Annotated in this window: 23 protein-coding genes; 5 read left to right on the top strand and 18 right to left on the bottom strand. The window is 36.8% G+C overall.

Annotated features, from left to right (window positions below):
• The first annotated feature begins 32 nt into the window (after positions 1–32).
• Positions 33–1,391, top strand: coding sequence for an OmpA family protein (locus LBQ60_01110; GenBank protein MDR2036501.1), 1,359 nt, complete (start codon positions 33–35; stop codon positions 1,389–1,391).
• Between the two features lie 447 nt (positions 1,392–1,838).
• Here the strand turns inward: LBQ60_01110 and LBQ60_01105 are convergent, their stop codons facing one another.
• A complete protein-coding gene (locus tag LBQ60_01105; protein ID MDR2036500.1) occupies positions 1,839–2,006 on the bottom strand; it encodes a 4Fe-4S binding protein in 168 nt (55 codons plus the stop codon).
• 270 nt (positions 2,007–2,276) lie between these two features.
• Here LBQ60_01105 and LBQ60_01100 point away from each other — a divergent pair, with 270 nt between their 5' ends.
• Positions 2,277–4,877 carry a glycoside hydrolase family 3 C-terminal domain-containing protein gene (locus LBQ60_01100; GenBank protein MDR2036499.1) on the top strand — a complete coding sequence of 867 codons (2,601 nt, stop codon included), beginning with the start codon at positions 2,277–2,279 and terminating at the stop codon, positions 4,875–4,877.
• A gap of 30 nt (positions 4,878–4,907) precedes the next feature.
• Entirely contained in the window at positions 4,908–5,873 is a 966-nt protein-coding gene (locus tag LBQ60_01095; GenBank protein ID MDR2036498.1) for an NAD(P)-dependent alcohol dehydrogenase, read from the top strand.
• Between the two features lie 222 nt (positions 5,874–6,095).
• On the opposite strand, the gene LBQ60_01090 is transcribed toward LBQ60_01095, so the two are convergent.
• The 11 genes from LBQ60_01090 to LBQ60_01040 all read right to left on the bottom strand — a co-directional run bounded on the left by LBQ60_01090 (position 6,096) and on the right by LBQ60_01040 (position 14,088).
• On the bottom strand, positions 6,096–7,031 hold the full coding sequence (locus tag LBQ60_01090) for a hypothetical protein (GenBank protein MDR2036497.1): 936 nt from the start codon (positions 7,029–7,031) through the stop codon (positions 6,096–6,098).
• A 143-nt stretch (positions 7,032–7,174) separates the two neighbouring features.
• Positions 7,175–7,414, bottom strand: coding sequence for a hypothetical protein (locus LBQ60_01085; protein MDR2036496.1), 240 nt, complete (start codon positions 7,412–7,414; stop codon positions 7,175–7,177).
• Between the two features lie 90 nt (positions 7,415–7,504).
• On the bottom strand, positions 7,505–8,065 hold the full coding sequence (locus LBQ60_01080; protein MDR2036495.1) for a hypothetical protein: 561 nt from the start codon (positions 8,063–8,065) through the stop codon (positions 7,505–7,507).
• A gap of 134 nt (positions 8,066–8,199) precedes the next feature.
• On the bottom strand, positions 8,200–8,832 hold the full coding sequence (locus LBQ60_01075; protein ID MDR2036494.1) for a hypothetical protein: 633 nt from the start codon (positions 8,830–8,832) through the stop codon (positions 8,200–8,202).
• Between the two features lie 55 nt (positions 8,833–8,887).
• Entirely contained in the window at positions 8,888–9,304 is a 417-nt protein-coding gene (locus LBQ60_01070; protein ID MDR2036493.1) for a hypothetical protein, read from the bottom strand.
• Positions 9,305–9,520: 216 nt separating this feature from the next.
• Positions 9,521–10,039 carry a hypothetical protein gene (locus LBQ60_01065; protein ID MDR2036492.1) on the bottom strand — a complete coding sequence of 173 codons (519 nt, stop codon included), beginning with the start codon at positions 10,037–10,039 and terminating at the stop codon, positions 9,521–9,523.
• 1 nt (position 10,040) lies between these two features.
• Positions 10,041–10,976: a hypothetical protein gene (locus LBQ60_01060; protein ID MDR2036491.1), complete on the bottom strand. Its 936-nt coding sequence runs from the start codon at positions 10,974–10,976 to the stop codon at positions 10,041–10,043.
• An 18-nt stretch (positions 10,977–10,994) separates the two neighbouring features.
• The gene (locus tag LBQ60_01055; GenBank protein MDR2036490.1) at positions 10,995–11,609 is read right to left on the bottom strand and encodes a hypothetical protein; all 615 of its coding nucleotides are present in this window, start codon (positions 11,607–11,609) and stop codon (positions 10,995–10,997) included.
• A gap of 250 nt (positions 11,610–11,859) precedes the next feature.
• A complete protein-coding gene (locus LBQ60_01050; GenBank protein ID MDR2036489.1) occupies positions 11,860–12,930 on the bottom strand; it encodes a heterodisulfide reductase subunit B in 1,071 nt (356 codons plus the stop codon).
• Positions 12,931–12,981: 51 nt separating this feature from the next.
• Positions 12,982–13,674: a 4Fe-4S dicluster domain-containing protein gene (locus LBQ60_01045; protein MDR2036488.1), complete on the bottom strand. Its 693-nt coding sequence runs from the start codon at positions 13,672–13,674 to the stop codon at positions 12,982–12,984.
• A gap of 162 nt (positions 13,675–13,836) precedes the next feature.
• Positions 13,837–14,088 (bottom strand): hypothetical protein, encoded by a 252-nt coding sequence (locus tag LBQ60_01040; protein MDR2036487.1) that lies wholly within the window; start codon positions 14,086–14,088, stop codon positions 13,837–13,839.
• A 238-nt stretch (positions 14,089–14,326) separates the two neighbouring features.
• Between LBQ60_01040 and LBQ60_01035 the strand changes: the two genes are divergently transcribed.
• On the top strand, positions 14,327–14,506 hold the full coding sequence (locus LBQ60_01035; GenBank protein MDR2036486.1) for a hypothetical protein: 180 nt from the start codon (positions 14,327–14,329) through the stop codon (positions 14,504–14,506).
• On the opposite strand, the gene LBQ60_01030 is transcribed toward LBQ60_01035, so the two are convergent.
• From LBQ60_01030 to LBQ60_01005, 6 genes are all read right to left on the bottom strand, one after another.
• Complete coding sequence (locus tag LBQ60_01030) at positions 14,496–15,464, bottom strand: DUF5712 family protein (protein MDR2036485.1); 969 nt, start codon at positions 15,462–15,464, stop codon at positions 14,496–14,498. The two genes, LBQ60_01035 and LBQ60_01030, sit on opposite strands and share 11 nt — an antisense overlap.
• A 15-nt stretch (positions 15,465–15,479) precedes the next feature.
• On the bottom strand, positions 15,480–16,067 hold the full coding sequence (locus LBQ60_01025; GenBank protein ID MDR2036484.1) for a clindamycin resistance transfer factor BtgA: 588 nt from the start codon (positions 16,065–16,067) through the stop codon (positions 15,480–15,482).
• Positions 16,068–16,372: 305 nt separating this feature from the next.
• On the bottom strand, positions 16,373–16,720 hold the full coding sequence (locus LBQ60_01020; protein MDR2036483.1) for a helix-turn-helix domain-containing protein: 348 nt from the start codon (positions 16,718–16,720) through the stop codon (positions 16,373–16,375).
• 134 nt (positions 16,721–16,854) lie between these two features.
• On the bottom strand, positions 16,855–17,232 hold the full coding sequence (locus tag LBQ60_01015) for a hypothetical protein (GenBank protein MDR2036482.1): 378 nt from the start codon (positions 17,230–17,232) through the stop codon (positions 16,855–16,857).
• A 34-nt stretch (positions 17,233–17,266) separates the two neighbouring features.
• Positions 17,267–17,512, bottom strand: coding sequence for a hypothetical protein (locus LBQ60_01010; GenBank protein MDR2036481.1), 246 nt, complete (start codon positions 17,510–17,512; stop codon positions 17,267–17,269).
• Between the two features lie 138 nt (positions 17,513–17,650).
• The gene (locus tag LBQ60_01005; GenBank protein ID MDR2036480.1) at positions 17,651–18,190 is read right to left on the bottom strand and encodes a flavodoxin family protein; all 540 of its coding nucleotides are present in this window, start codon (positions 18,188–18,190) and stop codon (positions 17,651–17,653) included.
• 169 nt (positions 18,191–18,359) lie between these two features.
• On the opposite strand from LBQ60_01005, the gene LBQ60_01000 reads away from it, so the two are divergent.
• Positions 18,360–19,223 (top strand): AraC family transcriptional regulator, encoded by an 864-nt coding sequence (locus tag LBQ60_01000; GenBank protein ID MDR2036479.1) that lies wholly within the window; start codon positions 18,360–18,362, stop codon positions 19,221–19,223.
• Positions 19,224–19,238: the final 15 nt, after the last annotated feature.

Genomic DNA, 19,238 nt, shown 5'->3' with positions numbered 1-19,238 from the left:
CAAGTTATCTGATTATACAAAAAGCAAACAAAATGAAAATAAAAATAAAAATTATACTGTCATCGCTGATATTTATATATTCCTTTACAACAAAAGGACAAAACGTACATCATGAATTCTCCATATATGGAACGGGCGGAATTTCTACTTTTTTACATAAGCCTTCCATCGGAAAATCTGCAGTTGGATTTGGCGGTAATACAGGCATAGGATATACTTTTTTCTTTTCTCCTGAATGGGGGATAACTACCGGTATGGAAGCCATGTTTGTGAACAGGAATTATAAATTATCGTCCCTATCCGACTTTTATTCGGTTTATGACGGTACGGAAGATTTTGAATTCCGGTATACACTTAAAAATTACAAGGAAAAACAATGGTCGGTATTTATCAATATTCCATTGATGGTACAATATCAAACAACCGGTAAAACAAAATTCTACGCAGCAGCGGGTGGAAAAATAGCTTTTCCTGTCAGTTCAAAATATACCGGAAAATATGAAGAAATAATTACTTCTGCTTATTATCCCCAATATAACGTCGAACTTTTCCAACCCTATTTTCGTGGGTTAGGTACTTTTGAAGATATAGAAGAAAAAGGCAGCGTAAAATTCAAGCCTGCTATTATGCTTTCTGCCGAAGCCGGAATAAAATGGAAATTGTCAGACAAATGGTCATTGTATACCGGAGTTAGTATCGACTTTGGATTAAACAATATCTTAAAAGAAACGCAAAACCATGCACTTATGGGGTATAATGCCGAGCAACCTTCCAACTATCACTACAACAGCATGCTTGTTTCGAAATACACACAAGATGGTAATTCAAAATCCTTTACCGATAAAATGGCGCCTATGATGATAGGAGTGAAAATAAAACTCGCTTTCGGGGCGGGAAAACCAGTGGAAGCGGAGAAAAATAAAGATAAAAGGCCGGAAATTTTATTTATTACACAAAAAGATAAGGATGATAAATCATTAGGAATGAAAGGAAATGAGGTAGAAGCACAATTAACCAATGATGAAAAAAAAGAACAGGAACTGGAAATAGCCCTGTTGACTATCCCCGTATCATCATATAAATTTAATCAAATAGTATTGGATGATGTGCAAAAAACCGAGTGGAACGCAAGGATCAAAATCTTAAAGAATTATCCACACCTGCATTTTATTGTTGAAGGACATACCTGTGATATGGGATCATTAAATGTAAATATAAACGAAGGTTTGTTGCGTGCCGAAACCGTTAGAGACTACCTGATTACAAATGGTATTGAATCATACCGGTTAAAGATTATATCAAAAGGAGATTCAGTACCAATAGTGCCGAATATTTCAGAAAGTAACAGACGCATTAACAGGCGAGTGGTCCTTGTACCGGATAAAAAATAATCGGGAATTGAAGGGAAATACTCATAAGTTATATTTTTTAGCTAAAATTATCACACAATTTGAATCATTGAAATTCTACAGTAAAGTCATTTTCTGGAGGAGAGGAGTTTAGAAAATGTTATAGATGGTTCTTTTTATCCGGAAATGATGTCGGAACAAGATGTGTCCGTTACTACAAAGACCTCACTTGACTTCCATCACATACGACATTCGACGATGGCAGTGGTCAATGGCGGATAATGTGCGTTCGGTTGAGTTTTAGAGTATATATTCCGATCGGAACACCAAAACACGAGTCTTTTATAAAGTCCACATGTTTTGTGTTACAATTGGAACGGAAGAGCAGTAAAAGTGCTTATCCGCATATCTTTTCCTGATGAAAGGACATACACGTAAATAAAAAACCCGCGTATTTAAGCGGGTTTTTTATTTTTTGACGAGTCAAAATTATTCAGGATGAATGGCCTCTACAGGACAGACATCAGCACAGGCACCACAATCAGTACAGGTTTCTGGATCGATTTTATAAATATCGCCTTCCGAGATAGCTTCTACAGGACATTCGCCGATACAAGTACCGCAAGCAGTGCAATCGTCACTAATTTTATAAGCCATAATACTTAAGTATGTTTAATGAATAAAGTGCAAATGTATGGTATTTTTTTTTATTGGATACGATTTTTATCCTGAACAGGCTTTTTTAGATTTAGTCTTGATAAAGCCAATGACCGGCTGAAAATTGTTTTATCATAATTTTCACATATATTTACTAGCTATTTATTAGTAAAATAAAACAATTAAAGTCATATTTAATAAATGTAATCCATTTGATCAATGTGACTTAAGAAAATAATAAATAGCATGAGTGTTTAACAACAATAAAACCTGAAAATGAAAAACAATATTGCGTTACTTTTCTTACTGATCGTGATTTTGGCCGGATTCGACGCCTGTTCTGAACATTACGAGTATCCGTTCCGGAATCCGAAATTATCTGTTGAAAAAAGAGTGGATGATCTGATAGGAAGGCTTACCCTGGAAGAAAAAGTTTCCCAGATGATGAACAGTACACCTGCCATAGATCGGCTGGGTATTCCGCCATACGACTGGTGGAATGAAGCCCTGCACGGTGTTGCACGGGCAGGACTGGCCACCGTGTTTCCACAAGCCATAGCACTAGCGGCTACATTTGATGAAGAATCTGTTTACCAGACTTTTGATGTTATTTCAGATGAAGCGCGGGCTAAATATCATCATTACCAGAAAAATAAAGAATACGATCGTTATAAGGGACTGACATTCTGGACACCCAATATAAATATTTTCAGGGATCCCCGTTGGGGAAGGGGGATGGAAACCTATGGTGAAGATCCTTACCTGACGGGCGTTATGGGGGTTGCTGCTGTAAAAGGTTTACAGGGAGATGATCCCAGGTATTTTAAAACACATGCCTGTGCCAAACATTATGCAGTACACAGTGGACCCGAATGGAACCGGCATGAATTTGACGTAACGGTGTCATCTCGTGACCTCAGGGAGACTTATCTTCCTGCATTCCATGAGTTGGTAAAAGCGAATGTCCAGGAGGTAATGTGCGCATACAACAGGTTGGATGGAGCTCCCTGTTGCGGCAGTAATTTTTTATTGAACGACATCCTGCGACAGGAATGGAAGTATGAAGGAATAGTGGTTTCGGACTGTGGCGCCATAGACGATTTCTGGAGAAGGAACCGGCATGAAACCCATGAAAATGCACTTACAGCATCGGTCGATGCTATAAGGACGGGTACGGACCTTGAATGCGGACAAAGTTACCGATCCGTACTGGAGGCCCTTAAATCGGGACAGATCTCGGAAGATGAGGTGGATGTTGCTTTACGAAGATTGTTTCGTGGCCGTTTTGAACTGGGTATGTTCGATAGCGATGACAGGGTGAAATGGAGCAAGATACCATACAGTGTTGTCGACTCGAAAGAACACAGGCAGAAAGCTCTGGAAATGGCCCGTAAGAGTATGGTATTACTGAAAAATTCACAAAAGACATTGCCGTTATCCAAAGAAATCAAAAAAATAGCTGTAGTAGGTCCCAATGCTAATGATTCCGTGATGCTATGGGCCAATTATAACGGATTTCCTTCATCTACGGTGACTATTCTGAAAGGGATCACCCAAAAATTACCGGGAAAGGAAGTCATCTATGAAAAGGGTTGCGAACTGACAGAAGAGTATGTAACGGAGGAGTTCTCCGATGCTGTCGGCCTCAATGGGAAAAAAGGTTTTGAAGCAAAGTATTACAACAATATCCATATGGAAGGGGATCCGATACAAAAGGAAATGACGCAAAGCATCCGGTATACGACTACCGGGAATACACAATTTGCCAATAATGTTCCCCTGAATAATTTTTCAGCAGTTTATACGGGAAATTTCAAGGCGCCTGTATCAGGAACCATTTCTTTTACTATATCCGGAGATGATGGTTACAGGTTGTATATCAATGATCAACTCGCTTTTGAAGATTGGGGAACCCATGCGATTACGACCAAAGCGATAGAAAAAGAGGTAAAAAAAGGGGAAAGTTACCAATTGAGAATTGAGTATTTCCAGGCTGGCGGTGACGGACATCTTGAATTTACAGTAGGAGAGAAGAAGCTGGTTGATTTTTCCCGGACCGTTCAAAAAGTAAAGGACGCAGATGCCATTGTTTTTGTGGGAGGTATATCTCCTATGCTGGAAGGGGAAGAAATGGGGGTAGACATAGAGGGATTCAGGAAAGGGGATCGCACTAATATCGAGCTTCCTGCCGTCCAGAAGAGAATGCTGGAAGAATTAAGGAAGATAGACAAGCCGTTGATCTTTATTCTTTGTTCTGGAAGCGCTATTGCATTGAATTGGGCCGACCAACATGCGGATGCTATTCTGAATGCATGGTATGGCGGACAGGCAGCCGGGACAGCTGTGGCCGACATTCTTTTCGGCGATTACAACCCTGCCGGTCGTTTGCCGGTAACATTTTATACTTCTGTTGACCAATTGGGTGATTTTGAGGATTATTCAATGCAGGGACGTACATACAGGTACATGGAACAGTCACCGGTTTATCCGTTTGGCCATGGTCTCAGCTATACCACTTTTGATTATCGTCAGGTAAGCTTATCAAAGGATATGGTAAAACTAGGGAAATCCGTTGACCTGAATATTGATCTGCATAATACCGGTGCTATGGACGGGGATGAAGTGGTACAGGTCTATGTCCGGAATAATGCGGATAAAGACGGGCCGGTGAAATCGTTACGGGCATTCAAAAGGGTTAGTGTTCCTGCCGGTTCTTCTGCTAAAGTGAAGATAAATCTGAAACCTGCAGCTTTCGAATCATATTATGAGGATACAGAAAGAATGGAAACGCGTTCCGGTAATTATACCATCTTTGTCGGAGGATCATCATCCGGCAAAGGCTTGATAGAATTGCCCTTTACTATTGAATAAAGGAATCGTTATTTTAAATAAATTTCTGATATGCAAAAAATGAAAGCTGTTGTATGCACAAAATATGGAAGTCCGGAGGTACTCAAAGTAACGGAATTTGAGAAACCTACTCCCAAAGAGGATGAAATACTTGTGAGATTGTATGCAACAGCTGTTACTTCGAGTGACACCTATCTTAGGAGGCTTAACGTTTTGCCATTTTATATGCGCATAATGGCAGGACTATTTGTCGGGTTTGGCAAACCGAGAAACCCCATACTCGGCATGATTATTTCCGGTGAAGTGGAAAAGACAGGAAGTAATGTTACTCGTTTTAAAAAAGGAGACAAAATTTTCGGAACTACTGTAATAAGCGGAACAAAAACTAATTTAGGAACATATGCGGAATATAAGTGTTTACCGGAACAAAGTTACGTTTCACATATTCCCTCAAACTTGGATTTTATTGGCGCAGCTGCCATAGCATATGGAGGAAGTATTGCATTGTGGTGTCTTGAAAAAACGGCTTTCCCTTGTCAATCAGCAGAAAGTGCCAATAATCTTAAAATTCTTATATATGGAGCTTCTGGATCTGTCGGAACATCATTGATTCAAATCGCCAAAGCCTGCGGTGCAGAAGTAACAGGAGTATGCAGTACGTCTAATTTTGAGTTGGTAAAATCGCTTGGTGCAACCTATACCATAGATTATAGCAAAGAAGATTTTACAGAAAGGGATGATAGATGGGACATTATAATTGATGCCGTTGGTTTTAAAAAATCCCAGCCTTACATTAAGAATTACCGTAGAATACTTGCCCCTCATGGAAAATTTCATTCGGTTGATCAGGGTAGTCCAAAGAATAGTATTGAGTACATGAATTCTGTCAGACAATTGGCAGAAAAGGATATTCTAAAACCTGTGATAGATAAGATTTATACAATTGATGAAATTATTGAAGCTCACGAATACGTAGATAAAGGTCATAAAAAAGGGAATGTAGTAATCAGGATATAGAACAGAAATAATTTCATAGATATTAATTATTTGATATGCAATGGATTTTATCCATCATAAACGGGAAGTAAATCCCGAATATGCTAAAAACTTTAACAAAGGGCTATCTCAGAAGATATAAAATTCTACGGAAAAAGTCTGACGGAATTGTTCTTTACGATTGAATGACGGAATTGTTATTTCTCCGGTATTATTTGAGTACTCAAACAATGAAATATATAATTAATTGAAGATCAATGTCTGATTTTGATATTCTTTCTGTTCTTTCAAGGACATAAGCCATTTCAGATACATTTGGTCGGGCATTTTTCGATAGCCAAGTTGATGAATACGGGCGTACATACCGTTGAGGCGTTCGAACATTTTTTTGTTTTCAGGTGAGTTTTTATCGGGTTGTTTACGGTAGGCTCTCATTAGGGTTTCGGCTTGCAACAACAAGGCATTTACGTAATCGGGGAAATGTTTTAATGCTGTTTCGCAACAAGACAATACAAAACCCGGATTGAAATCGTTACCGAATTTCCGTTGGAAACCTTCGGCCAAATCGACCAGACACATGGCAACCGATTCTTTCTGTGATAACGTATCCATATACACTCCGTTGCGAACGGCATCCAAATGAATATAACCCGATGCGATTAACCACGCATCGGTAGGAAAATAGCCGTTGGTGAGTTCCGTATTGTACCATCCCGATTGTTGGTTGCGAAGCTTAATATATAAATGATTCGGAGCAAATGATAACCATGCCCGTCCTCCCATTTCTTCAACGATCAGTTTGTAAAGAATGGGTAAGGAGTGACAATTACCTTTATGGGTTTCAAGTAGTTTGGTAACAAACGTATTGCTCCAATCTTTTTCTCCTGCAAAATCGTCAAAATTATAACTGAAAGGTAAGTGAAGAAAGATAGTTGTATCGTTAACATGAATAGGAATAGTATCGGTCATATATCTAAAAACCGACGCATAAACCATTGTTTTATTTTTGTCTTTTTCAGGATAGGTTAAATCGAATGATCCAATTAGATTTTTACAAATAAAAGCATCTAACGTTATTTTCTGACAAAAACCTTCAAAGTCAAGAATATTATCATAAAAAGCATTTTCAGTAATAAAAACGGCTCTTTTGAAATCAAGCGGCTGTTTTCCATCCAGCATATCAACATACTCATTATATGCCTTATAATAAGAGTTCTGGTCATTGCAGTAAGCTATTGATAATAAGATGAATGTAAAAAAAAAAGATTGTTTATCTTCATTATTCGACTATCTATTTATTAAAAATAAGTAGAAGTTCATAATTAGTTCACATATCTCATATTTCTGTTCTCCTGCTCATACAGGGGTGTTACACCAGGGAGGCCTGACCTTCCGGAAGCGGGTGCCAGTCCTGCAAAGTGAAGGGGCAAGCCGGAAGTTGTCTGAGCCGTCAGGCGAGTTCTTCCGGCGTCCTGTAGCATGCAGTGACTGGTCGCTGAGGAAGTAAGCCTTGATTTTTGCTTCTTTTTATCAAGAAAAAGAAGGGTAAAAAATGATTCCATATATGAATGATATAATTTTGAACAATTACTTATCATAATTATTTTTTAAAGACAACGATGTAATATCGATACAATATCTTACTGAAATTTTTAAAAGATTACATAAGAAGTGCAGTAGTCGGATGGTTCATTTTCTTCGTTAAAACCAAAACAGATTACCCATGTTTCATTATTTTTATTCTTCAGTAAAAGTTCTACATAATATTTCTCTTTATATCTTATTGCATTAAAGACATGCAAAGAATAAATAGCTTTTTTGAATGAAGTAGATTTTCTTTGTATAAAGATACAATTTTCAGGTAAAAGTATTCGTTTAACAGTTGTCAATTTTGATTTATTGACACTATCTATGCTATCCAATTCTAATTGGTTAGGAATACTGTCTTTCAGCAAATTTATATCCCTTATACAATGTGCAACCTGATATATTCTGCTAAATTTACCTTCTGTTTTCCCACTAAATTTTATTATATCATCGCTTATTTTCATATGCAAATCTAAGATGCAAAAATAATCTATGGCTTTTTGCTCAAGATATTCTGCATTTTGTCCAGAAACTACATGGCAGAAAGTAAACAGATGTATACTTAATACACATTGTTTAGTTAAATTTTTTCTTCTTCCACTCATCATTTTTTTGTAATTTGCCATTTTGGAAATTATTAGGTGTGTTTGCAGAGCCAAATTCGTCACCATTATTTTCTTGTGGTAAAGTTCAACCATGAATATTTTCGACTCTGCATCGATATCAAAAAACTTCTTACAGAGATGGATATTCAAAGTATTTAGTTAACAAAAACATCTACAACTTGGGGGAAATCTTTATCATTAACTCCAAATATATCTTCAACTTCTTTATTATTCATTTGGATTTTTTTTGTTGTACCTGCCTTTGTTATAATAAAATTCAGATTTGCTCCAATTTTTCCATTACATTCTATCTCTTTAAGATCATTATAAACAATAAATTTTTGGAGAACATCATTTTTATATATCAATTCTTTATATAAATTTCCTTCAGGTAGGTATACTTCCCATTTTCCTTCTTTCTTCCCATTTATATATTTTCCTTTTACCTTGATATAATAGTTTGATTTTATTATAAAACTATTCAAACCATTTTTAATAAAAAAACGCACAATATTTGGATCTATTTCATATAGTATAGTTGAATTGGTTGTTTCATAAACAACAGAACGTTCTGGATTGAAATATTCCCAATATAACCATTGACCTTCCTTAAGACTATCTTTTCGTATATTGTATGTCGAATTTTTATAAATGATACTGTCTTGTTCGTATTTATTTCCTTCAAGAAACGAACTGGAAATTAACTTAGCAAATACAAAAATAGTGTCAGATTGAGCCAAACAAATGGGTGAATAAAATAAAAATAAGAATAAATATTTTATGGCCATATATCTACATGTATAAATATAAATTCCTCATCACTTAAAACGCTGTATAAACGATTCACCAGGATATTTCTTCAGTATTTAATTTATATAATTTCAATACAGCTTCTAAATACTGAATACTATTTTTTTTAGTAATTTTTGTATTTGTTTTTAGATAATTAAGGATGGGCTCTAAAATGATATCAAGTGGTTGATACATGTCAACTATTAAATACTTTTCTTTATCAACTAACAGAATATGTATATAAGTATGACTTGAAAGAGTGCCAAATCTAAAAATACCATATTCTTGATTCTTAAATTCTTGATAAGACACAAGTTCATTGATGATTAATATGGTTTGCCCCACTTTTACATTTTCCGACATTTCTTTTTTTGATTTTAAGAAATCATACAATTTGATTGTAAGGCTGTCATATTGTGCAAAAAGGTAACTATTTCCAAATAATAAAAAAATCACAAAAAATTTCATCACGGTTTTAATAATTCAAGGTTTATTTAAATAGACTTTAATGGTTTTAAATATTTTTGAGACAGATCAAGTTTTAACATAAGGTGTTGTATGTCATTCTTACTTTTTAACATATCGGTTATATGTATTTTTCTAATTATCAATGCACAAGCTTTTGATTTTTTATTTTACAGGGTATCTACACTGCACTGGTATGAGATAGTATCGTACCAATCATTATTTTTTATCTTGAAAATTTTTATCTCTGAAAGAGAATTTACCTTCTTTATCATTAAAAATTATATAATACTCATGATCAAACATAATTTTAATTAAACTACTCATTTGATTTTCATCTAATGTTGACTTTGTTTGGAAGGTATTTTTTTTATTCTCAAATAAATAATTATTTTTTATAAATCTAAATCCTTTTTGATTATATTCTTCATTTATATTTGTTTGATGACAAACCCAATAGTGTTTCAAATTTTTTGTATATAATATTATTTTACCATTTAACAGTTTGATGAGGAATTCTTTAAATGAATATTTCTCACCATATTTTTCATTATAAATTCCATAATAAAGAATGGTGTTAGTCGTATAACCATATATTTTCTCTCCTTCTTCATTTTTCATAGGTACTACAACATATAAAGAAAAATCAATATCTCGGCATATTGTATTTATATAACCATCATTATTAGAACAACAAATAAATATTAAGAATAAGATTATATATTTTTTGTTTTTCATGCTATTTCTTTTTTACATCTTCTAATTGATTTGGATTTATTGGTCTGCCACCATATGTTGTAAGTAATTCCATTTTAAAGAAATTTCTAATTCTATTCTCAAAATTTACAGCCCTAATTTCTGTTGGACTTTTACTTGAAGGTGGTATTGATGTTTGTCCTTTGTTATTTCCTTGATCATAATCATATGAATGACTTAATTCATGCCCTAAATTAGTTTCAGGAGTATCTCCTCCTCCTTCTGAATTTGCATCTAAGGTTACAATAACATGTGATCCTGTTGGATTTCCCTTTTCGGCTTCATTATAGTCTAGAGATCTGGCTCTATTAGATCCATAAGGATCATTTTCGATATAATGAGTTTTATCGCTATTTTCAAGTGTAGATACAACTTTTTGAACAAAGTTATCTTTATTATCCTCAACCTTCATTAGATTATTCAAAGTTTCGCCTACATTTACTCCAAAAGCATCATTACCGTTATATTCAGCCCCATTCAAATTATACAATTTACTTTGTTTATATTCTAACGATTGAGAAATTTGTCCACTTTCATTTCTCCCAAGGATTATCACAATTTTTCTTCCATCCGGATCGATGTACTTAATAGGGTTATTAGCACAATACGCATACGGCGAAATATGATAATACTTTTCAGCCAACGGGTCAGGACTAATCCACCTGCTTACCGTATGTGCATCAAGCCACATTGCTGTAGTATCTATTTCAACATCACCAGTAATAGTCATACTGTCAGTATTGAAAAGTACCGAACCGATCTGAACAACTTTATCTCTGTCATGAAATTCAGGGAAACGTCCGTTGGTCAAGGTTACCACTTTAACATCATATCCATATTTAGCAAAAGGGTTTTCATCCTGAGCATACAAACTGCACAAGGGCAGTAAACAGATGAAAGATAAGATAAATTTTTTCATAGTATAGGGGTTATGTATTTATTGTATAATTTGTTGCAATTGTAATTTATTCCTTTTGTTTTCAGGTTTTTCCTTTTCTTCGTTAACACGGTTGAGCCAAGCCTGATAGACACCCTGTGGCATTTCCTCATATCCCAAATCATCCAATGCCTTGTACGATTGATGCATTGTCTGATACATCCTGTATGCCTGTGGGCATTCGGGTAGTTTATCTGGGGATAGAACTCCTGTTCGTTCAATCACATACATGGCCCGCGCCGTATGATAGTTTGCCTGTATCTGATAAGCTCTTATGTTATTGGGGTGGTATTTCAGCGATGTGTCAATGCAGCGTTGAACAAATGTGTCATAACCATATTTTCGGATATAATTTCTTGCCAGATCGATCATCACTTCGGCAATGACTTGTTGACGTGCCATCGGCTCAAGATAAACTTTATTGCGTAACGCTTCCGCCTTGATGAACCCGCTATTCAGGTAATTCTGATCGTTGATGATTGCCCCGCAGGTCAACTCAAGGTTATGCCAATATCCTTTATTGTCTTTAATTTTGATGAAAAAATGTTGTGGGGAAGTAGCCAAATATGCATCCGCCCCGAATTCTTCGGCCAGGATCAAAAAATATTCAGGCATACTATGACATTGTCCCGAATTTTCGTAAATCAGCTTTGTAACAAATTGTTTACTCAGGTCTTTTCTTCCTGAATCACGTATTTAAAATTTCTATTTTGCTTTCTTCTTCCAGCAAACATAAACTTTTTAAACGAGGATTGTTTCAGGTAGAAAAACAAAAACTTGACCTGAATATAAAAGTATGTTCCAAAAATAAAACGTCAGGACTGAAAAGAGTTTTATTACTTCCATCCGGACGCCTTTTGTCAGATCATATAGTTTTTAAACGTAATGGTTTTTCAGGAACCCCCAGATCTTTATTATCCGTTCCTTTATATTTGGTATCGGGATTATAGGGTATACCGATTTTATCCAGTAATGGTTCCGTCGATACCTGATGTACCTGTAAACCCAGGTCCCAGGGATCATATCCCAGGATCAGGCCGGCAACTTCTTCATAGGTAAATACCGGTATGCCGTAACCATCTTCACCATAAGTGGTCCCTTCCATTTCTGCAATGGTGTATTGCCATCTGTCCAGAAAATAAGGACAACCCGGACAATTCGTAATGATCATATCCGGTTTGAATGGCTTCATCGATTCAAACTTTTTATGGGTATTGGCTACAGAATAACCCCGGTTGGCTTTTACGAGGTAATGACGAAATCCAAACCCGCAACAATGCCTGCGTTCGGGATAATCCACTACTTCACCTCCCCAGGCTTCGATCATTCCGGCCAGGACATAAGGATACTCCGCACCACCGACGCCTTTATTCGGAAACATTTTGGCATAATGGCATCCGATATGCTCCACCACCCGCAACGGTTTTCCCGTATGACGGTTGATCAACCGGTACTTGCCTTTGTCGGCGATTTCATTACGGACCTTATAAATGATGTCACTGGCATGTGCCAGGTGTTTGGGGGTATTGAACTCCCTTCCTGTAGCTTCTTTCAGATTTTTCCTTACTTTTTGCAACACTTCCGGAAAATGTTTCCATGTTTCCAGTATCTCACTATACAAGCCGAATGAAGTGATACAGGAAGCCGCGTAATTTTCATATCCGGCTTCGGTCATTAAGGCAAACTGACGTGCTACAACGGTCATGGTAGTTTCCAAAGGAACCACATCCGAATGGTAACCGATACCGCTGCATGAGGTATGGTATTCGGTTTCGTATATGTTTTTCCCCAGTTCATCCCTCATTATTTTCAGGAAAGTAACTTCTGATCCGGGGAAAAAATTCTGCCTGATACAACTTCTCACATAGAAATAATTGTCATCAGGAATTTCCTTCTGGTAATCCTTCCAGATTTTCTGTTTGCCTTCTTGGATCATATATTATTTATCTGTATTGATTCAAACTTTAAAAAGTCTACACTCTTTTCATCAAGAGTGGTCTCCGCTATTTTCAGTATATACCTTTACGAAGTATTCATCATCGGGGTCTATACCCATTTCTTCCGCTTTTTTCCGTGAAGCTTCTTCTATTTTCCGGAATCGCTCCATTCCACCGGTCACTTCAAAAATACGTTTCAACTCATCCAGCGACTCATCAGGAATTTTACGGAGAATGCCCGGACCCTCCCCATCAAGGTTAGCGCCTAACCGGTCAAATATATCATCCAGGTTTTCCTGTTCCCATTTCCATATGGGGCCGGATTCGGGATGCATTTCGAAAGAGAGATTCCTGGGGTAAACACAATAACCATATTTTAATATCCAGTCTCCGACAGTCCTTTTCAATGCCAGTTGCTGTCTTCCTTTTTCCGATTCGACAAAATATCCCTCATCCTGTGATAAAGTGCGTAAGGCAAGTATGATCAGTCCCGGTGCGTTTTTACGTGGACAACGGGTAACACACGACATACATTCACCGCAATACCAAATGGTTTCGCTTTTTAATAATTCCTCGATCTTATCGTCATCTTTGGTCTGAACCGTATTGGCGATCTGTCGGGGATCATAATTATAAAATTCTGCTGCCGGGCAAATGGCTGTGCATGTTCCGCAATTGATACACGCACTTAATCCCTCCTGATAACGGACATCGGCACTTAGCCGGTCATATAATCGTCCCATAACGAACTTTTTATTTCTATTGTCATGCAAAAATACGGAATATCATGATCATATTTCCATTTTTGGTGTATTTTCTTTCTATTGGGAAATGTCTAAATGATTCTAACATGTTTTAATATAGGTGATTAATCTTCCTATACAAAGAGTTCAGAATTGAATCAATTATAATTTTACATTAAATATTGTTGGAGTTTCACAATTGTGCCCGATGAAAATACTTCCGTCATTTTCGGCCCTGATCTTTTTTGATATATGGTTGATTGAGTATTGGTAGTTTCTTCCTGGTTGCAGGCCTTTTATCCGGAATCCATATTGGTCCTGTGATGTAATTTTCCAGGAATATCTTTTGGCCTTCCATTCAACTACTTCCATATCGATTGGATTCTGAGATGCCGAGGATATGGTCAATGTCATGATTTCCTGATTGTCTGGATAAAATATAAGGTCTGTACCGGTTTTATGGGCGCCGAAACTATCCTTGCTTTTTATTTTAGAAAATTATCTTAGGAAGATAACCTTTTGAACAAAAGGCTGTAAGTGGAATTTTTCAGCCATTGAGGTAACGATTTGGCAACCGTGCCTATTTCTGCGTTTTGCGCTGTATTTCCTCAAATAACTCGGTACAAATTTAGCGTTTTATTTTGAATATTCATTGAAATGGACGAGTTATTTTTTTTACTCCGTTCGCCAGCTTCACGACGGTAGAAGTTATTCTCGTGCCGTTGGTTATTCCCGCGGGCTTCCGCCCTCCCAACGGCTGGGAAGCCATGAGCGGGAAATAACCGACATAGGCGCGGGAAATAACTTCGGAACCAACCGTACTACCGCCTGAACCCTTTCTTTGGCTTCTTCTTTATTTTCTTTTTCATCGGAATCTGTTCTTCTTCGTTGTTGGCATCAGGCGTAAGTAAACCTAATACAGAAGACAAACCTAAATCCGATTGATTGAAAGACTGTTTGTTTTCCTGACTTCCGTTTTGCTTATCTTCATTCAAATTTGAAAGGTTGTTTTCTTGCTTATCTTCAAGCAAATTTTCAGATAAGCCTGTCTGCATATCTGCATTCATGCCGACTTGACTACATTCATTCATTCTTCTTTCATCGGAAAGTTGCCGTTCCTGCATATTTAGTTGGTCGGAAATCGTTCCGTTCTTCATTGTGTTGTAGTATTCAAAGGATTCGGATAGAGGGCGGTTGTAGCTGAATAGCTTATCAAATCCTTTCTCCGCCTGCTGAAATAGTTTTTTTCTGTCAAACCCTCCTTTGATTGCTCCTTTCTTAGTGTTCTTGTGGTTGGTTAGTGGCGATAGCTTCTTTTTGTTGGATTGGTCTTTACGGCTGACAATCAAATGGCAGTGCATATTCAATTCATTGTTTGACCTGTCTCGACTGAAATGTATTTTGCCATAGAATTTTATATTTTCTGCCGATAATCCTTTGTTGAAGTTCTTGGCATATTCAGGGATAACGACTTCACGGATATACCGTTTCATAGCTTCGGCTTGTTCCTGTTCAGTATTACCCATTGCCCGAAGTTCCTTTTCTGACGGGCTTACATGAATAGCATAAAACTTGGCATCCGCCTTTAAAAGCTGACCGATATTGCTATCTATATCTTTAATGACTTGGGATTTGTAGATATTATCATCCGTCAAGTTGAAAAATCCCTCTGTATAGATTCCCTGTTCCATACGTTCTAAATCCTCATGCTCGCAGTACGAAGCTAATCTTCGGCTACTACCTGCATTGTTATATGTTCCTTTGGATGGTGGCGGAAAATCTATATTCATGGGCTGTTATTACTCCTATTTTTCGTTTATCAGGTCGATAATCTCAGCTTTTAGATTTTCTTTTCGCTTGCCGTCCATTACTCCACAGGTTGCCAAATCAGAATACAGGTTAATTAGCTTCAATAGCTTTGCATTGTCCTTTTTCTGCACCTGTTGTAACGAGCCGATATGCTTTCCCTGATTATTGATTACATCTGCATGCTTTTGGAATTGGTCGCTGATTTTATGTAATACTGTATGGTATTTTTCTTGGCTCTGTTCCAACTGTGAAAGAACAAGCGTTTCCAATGCTTTGACAATCGTATCGAATTTGGTTGCTATCGTGTGGCTCGTGCGTATCATCGGATTTAGCTGTTCTTCCTCGTAATGGCGAATGAAACGGATAATATCATCCTGCCGTTTGTTTATCTTGGCAAGTTCCGACTTTACCGATTCGGGAGCATCGGCTGGATTGATATGGGCTTTCTCCAAATACTGAAAAGCCAGCTTTACAACTTCACTCTTTTTCAGCGAATAGCGTTTACCGATTTTCGCTACTAAATTTGCAGTTTCCGTATCTATGGAAATCGTGGTAAATATGATTTTCTGACCTTTATTTTGCATGGATAATTACTTTTTAATCGAAATTTATACAGTTAAATAGCTGATAATTAACAATAGCCAAAAATGGCTAATTATCGGACTAATTACAGTTTGATTTATCAAACTGCTGAAGCCTAAGGTTTTGCCCCGCAGGGCAAGAGGGAAGAACAGGACTTGTCCAGTTCCCTCTTGCTTAATTCAGCCGAATAAATGCTGCACGAAAAGCAGCGTTGATTTGGATGAATGCGGAGCTATTAACAGGAGGCGTAAATTAAAAACAAGCCTCCGTCATTTGCACTATTCTGCGTTAAACTGAAAATGCAGAATCATTCATCGTTCTCGTCCTTATCTTCTTCTTTCGGGTGCTTCTTATCAAACGCCTGCCACGTCTGAAAATCCATGTGCGAGCGAACAAACTCCCGAACATCGTTCACTTTGTAGTAGATTTTATGACCTATCATAAAATAGGGTAGCTTTCCACTTGACCGATAGCGTTGGAGTGTTCGCTTTGATACTTTTAAGAGGAAAGCCAAATCTTGGTTATCAAGCAATTTTTCATCCTCATTGAAAACCTTATCGGTATTTATCAGCGATTTCAAATCCTGACCGATTTCGCTTAATTTCTTGGATAGCTTCTGCATCCACTTTTCAAAATTATCTTCATTCAAATACATAGCTTTTCTTTGTTTTTCAAATTAATACTCTTTGTTTTCAATGCATTGACGAAGCAAAGGACGGCAGAACGAAGCAAACTAAATAGGGGAATCCCTATGGACTCCCCTAAATCTTGTTTGCAACAATTTATTAATCAGCGAATTGAAAATTCATCTTTTTTCATCTTGTTTTTATCCCTATTCCGACTTTCGCGGATTAGTAGGTTTTTCAGGTGGTCGAGGGATTTTGTCAGGTTGAACGGTTTTCGATTGAATATTCTTGCTTTGGATTTGTAGGCATTTCCGAAAGTAAAGTTGAACGCAAATTCTAAGGCTTCGGCGATATGAATAAAGGAAGCGGGGTTCCCATTCTCGTCTAAGAATTGGTTGGATAGCTCAAAGGTGGTGGCAAGCTCTCCCATGCTATCAATTCCCAGCCGTTTGGGGTCGGGGATAAAATAGACGTTTGATTTGTGAGGGGCAACGCTGCTCTTGACAGGCTGATTTGTTTGCAGGAACAGAAGTTTCAGCAAATCAATTTCAGATTCGAGGAATAGGGTTGCTTTTTTAAGGTAGGCAAATTTTAGGGCATTTTCCCCCCTGCTCGTACCGATGAAGCGATTCTATGAATACCAACTCAATACGAGTGTCATTCAGCATCCGATAGGTTTCAGAGTAGTCTGTTTGGGACTGGCTGACTGTTTTCACCTGTTCCATAAAGCACCCATAGGCGTTTTGTATTTCTTCGTTTGTACTTGTTTGTGAGGGTTCAGACAATAGGCTGAACAGTCTCGTTTTTAATAAATCATTCATAAGCAATTATATTAGAGGTAGATAATATCAAACTCTGCATGGGATAATTGCTTGTTTCATACTGATTTTTTAGTGGCTTATTTTATATATGGTTCATTTATAGACAGTTTACTGCTAATTATGCTGCCCTCTATATTTCTATTTAATATTCAATCCCATATTATAGGCTTTTTCATAGGCTTGAGTATTCTTAACGTCACCTTTCTTATCAGTATCTCCCCCATAAACTCTGCCTTTCTCACGAATGTTGTCAAAACAAATAGCAAAGCCGTGAAAGGTCTGCATAGTAATATCCAAATTCTCTTTAAGGGTATCCCAAGCGGTAACCATGTAATAAAAATCCTTATCTTTCATCTTACCAATAAGAGGACTGCATCTGTCTAAGAAAACTTTCATCTGACCTGTCACGCTATAACAATAGACTGGGCTGGAAAAGCATATTACATCAGCTTCCAGTAATTTAGGAAGAATATCATTTAACATATCCTTCAGACTACATTTGCCAGTCTTCATACAATATCCACATCCTGTGCAATACCCAAGTTTCAAATCACGTATGAAAATCTGTTCTACCCGATTTCCCGAATTTTCCGCACCTTTGACAAACTGTTCAGAGAGAATATCTGAATTGCCGTTACGTCTCGGACTGCCTGAAATAACCAATACATTCTTCATCATACTCTTTATACTTAAATAAATTATGGTTTATAACACTTATTATTACTCACAAGTGATTTATCATTGCAAAATTACTTCATTATTAGCCGTGAAGCATTTTCAAAAGAGCTACTTGATTTTTCAAAAACGGAACTTTTGACTTGTAAATCAAGAAAAAAGTCGTAAATTTGTGCAAGAAAAGGAACCGATGGATTATTCTATTATTAATGACCGTTCATTTTGGTACGGCGAAATAAGAAAAGAGACGCTACCTCACTATCTATATAAGACAGTGGGCGGTTTTGTTTTATTATGCACGAATGGGAAAGCAACAATAACGATTGGTATACAAGAGCATGAAATAACAAAAAATGCAGAGTTGGTTATCTTGCCTGGAACTACATTCGGTTTTGTTAATACATCACTTGATTTTGCCGCAAAGGCATTTACTTTCTCGAAAGAGCTATATGATAATATCATTCTGAGGCTCGGTGCATCTTTTTCCAGATATTTACGGGATACCCAATTTTATGTTTATACCGAAGAAAGTGAGCTTTTAAAAAAAGTACAATGTTGGATGGATATGGCTAAAATTGTACAAGAAGAAAATAATGATTTTAAAGGGCTTATGGAACAGAACTTTCTTCAAAATTACATTTTGTATCTTTATGATAAGTGTAAACTTTACTTTGACCACTTAGTGGGCACTTATACTCGTAAGCATGAGATATTTCACCAATTCATATCCTTACTTGACACGCATATTAGCGAACATCGGGAGGTGCTCTTTTATGCCGATAAATTATGTATTACCCCAAGATATTTACGAAAAATCACTACGGAGAATGTTTTCTCTGAATCACCAAAAGTTATTATAGATAAACGTCTTATAGTAGAAATAAAAGTTTTGCTTCAATCGACTGAATTATCAATACAGGAGATTGCAGATAAGTTGAATTTCCCCGACCAATCTTACTTAAGCCGTTATTTCAAGATGAATAGCGGTATTACACCTACTGATTATCGGAATGGTATTAAGGTTGTGAAGTACTAATAATATAGAGCAGAC

Source organism: Bacteroidales bacterium (genome assembly GCA_031275285.1).
Classification (GTDB): domain Bacteria; phylum Bacteroidota; class Bacteroidia; order Bacteroidales; family UBA4181; genus JAIRLS01.
The sequence above is the reverse complement of the archived record's forward strand: the minus strand, read 5'-3'. Positions and strand labels throughout refer to the sequence as shown.

What these genes read in the sequence shown, in the direction of transcription:
- LBQ60_01110 (MDR2036501.1), top strand. Translation starts at nt 33, where the DNA reads ATGAAAATAAAAATAAAAATTATACTGTCATCGCTGATATTTATATAT.
- LBQ60_01105 (MDR2036500.1), bottom strand. Translation starts at nt 2,006, where the DNA reads ATGGCTTATAAAATTAGTGACGATTGCACTGCTTGCGGTACTTGTATC.
- LBQ60_01095 (MDR2036498.1), top strand. Translation starts at nt 4,908, where the DNA reads ATGCAAAAAATGAAAGCTGTTGTATGCACAAAATATGGAAGTCCGGAG.
- LBQ60_01090 (MDR2036497.1), bottom strand. Translation starts at nt 7,031, where the DNA reads ATGCTGGATGGAAAACAGCCGCTTGATTTCAAAAGAGCCGTTTTTATT.
- LBQ60_01085 (MDR2036496.1), bottom strand. Translation starts at nt 7,414, where the DNA reads ATGGAATCATTTTTTACCCTTCTTTTTCTTGATAAAAAGAAGCAAAAA.
- LBQ60_01080 (MDR2036495.1), bottom strand. Translation starts at nt 8,065, where the DNA reads ATGGCAAATTACAAAAAAATGATGAGTGGAAGAAGAAAAAATTTAACT.
- LBQ60_01075 (MDR2036494.1), bottom strand. Translation starts at nt 8,832, where the DNA reads ATGGCCATAAAATATTTATTCTTATTTTTATTTTATTCACCCATTTGT.
- LBQ60_01070 (MDR2036493.1), bottom strand. Translation starts at nt 9,304, where the DNA reads ATGAAATTTTTTGTGATTTTTTTATTATTTGGAAATAGTTACCTTTTT.
- LBQ60_01065 (MDR2036492.1), bottom strand. Translation starts at nt 10,039, where the DNA reads ATGAAAAACAAAAAATATATAATCTTATTCTTAATATTTATTTGTTGT.
- LBQ60_01060 (MDR2036491.1), bottom strand. Translation starts at nt 10,976, where the DNA reads ATGAAAAAATTTATCTTATCTTTCATCTGTTTACTGCCCTTGTGCAGT.
- LBQ60_01055 (MDR2036490.1), bottom strand. Translation starts at nt 11,609, where the DNA reads ATGCCTGAATATTTTTTGATCCTGGCCGAAGAATTCGGGGCGGATGCA.
- LBQ60_01050 (MDR2036489.1), bottom strand. Translation starts at nt 12,930, where the DNA reads ATGATCCAAGAAGGCAAACAGAAAATCTGGAAGGATTACCAGAAGGAA.
- LBQ60_01045 (MDR2036488.1), bottom strand. Translation starts at nt 13,674, where the DNA reads ATGGGACGATTATATGACCGGCTAAGTGCCGATGTCCGTTATCAGGAG.
- LBQ60_01040 (MDR2036487.1), bottom strand. Translation starts at nt 14,088, where the DNA reads ATGACATTGACCATATCCTCGGCATCTCAGAATCCAATCGATATGGAA.
- LBQ60_01030 (MDR2036485.1), bottom strand. Translation starts at nt 15,464, where the DNA reads ATGAATATAGATTTTCCGCCACCATCCAAAGGAACATATAACAATGCA.
- LBQ60_01025 (MDR2036484.1), bottom strand. Translation starts at nt 16,067, where the DNA reads ATGCAAAATAAAGGTCAGAAAATCATATTTACCACGATTTCCATAGAT.
- LBQ60_01020 (MDR2036483.1), bottom strand. Translation starts at nt 16,720, where the DNA reads ATGTATTTGAATGAAGATAATTTTGAAAAGTGGATGCAGAAGCTATCC.
- LBQ60_01010 (MDR2036481.1), bottom strand. Translation starts at nt 17,512, where the DNA reads ATGAATGATTTATTAAAAACGAGACTGTTCAGCCTATTGTCTGAACCC.
- LBQ60_01005 (MDR2036480.1), bottom strand. Translation starts at nt 18,190, where the DNA reads ATGATGAAGAATGTATTGGTTATTTCAGGCAGTCCGAGACGTAACGGC.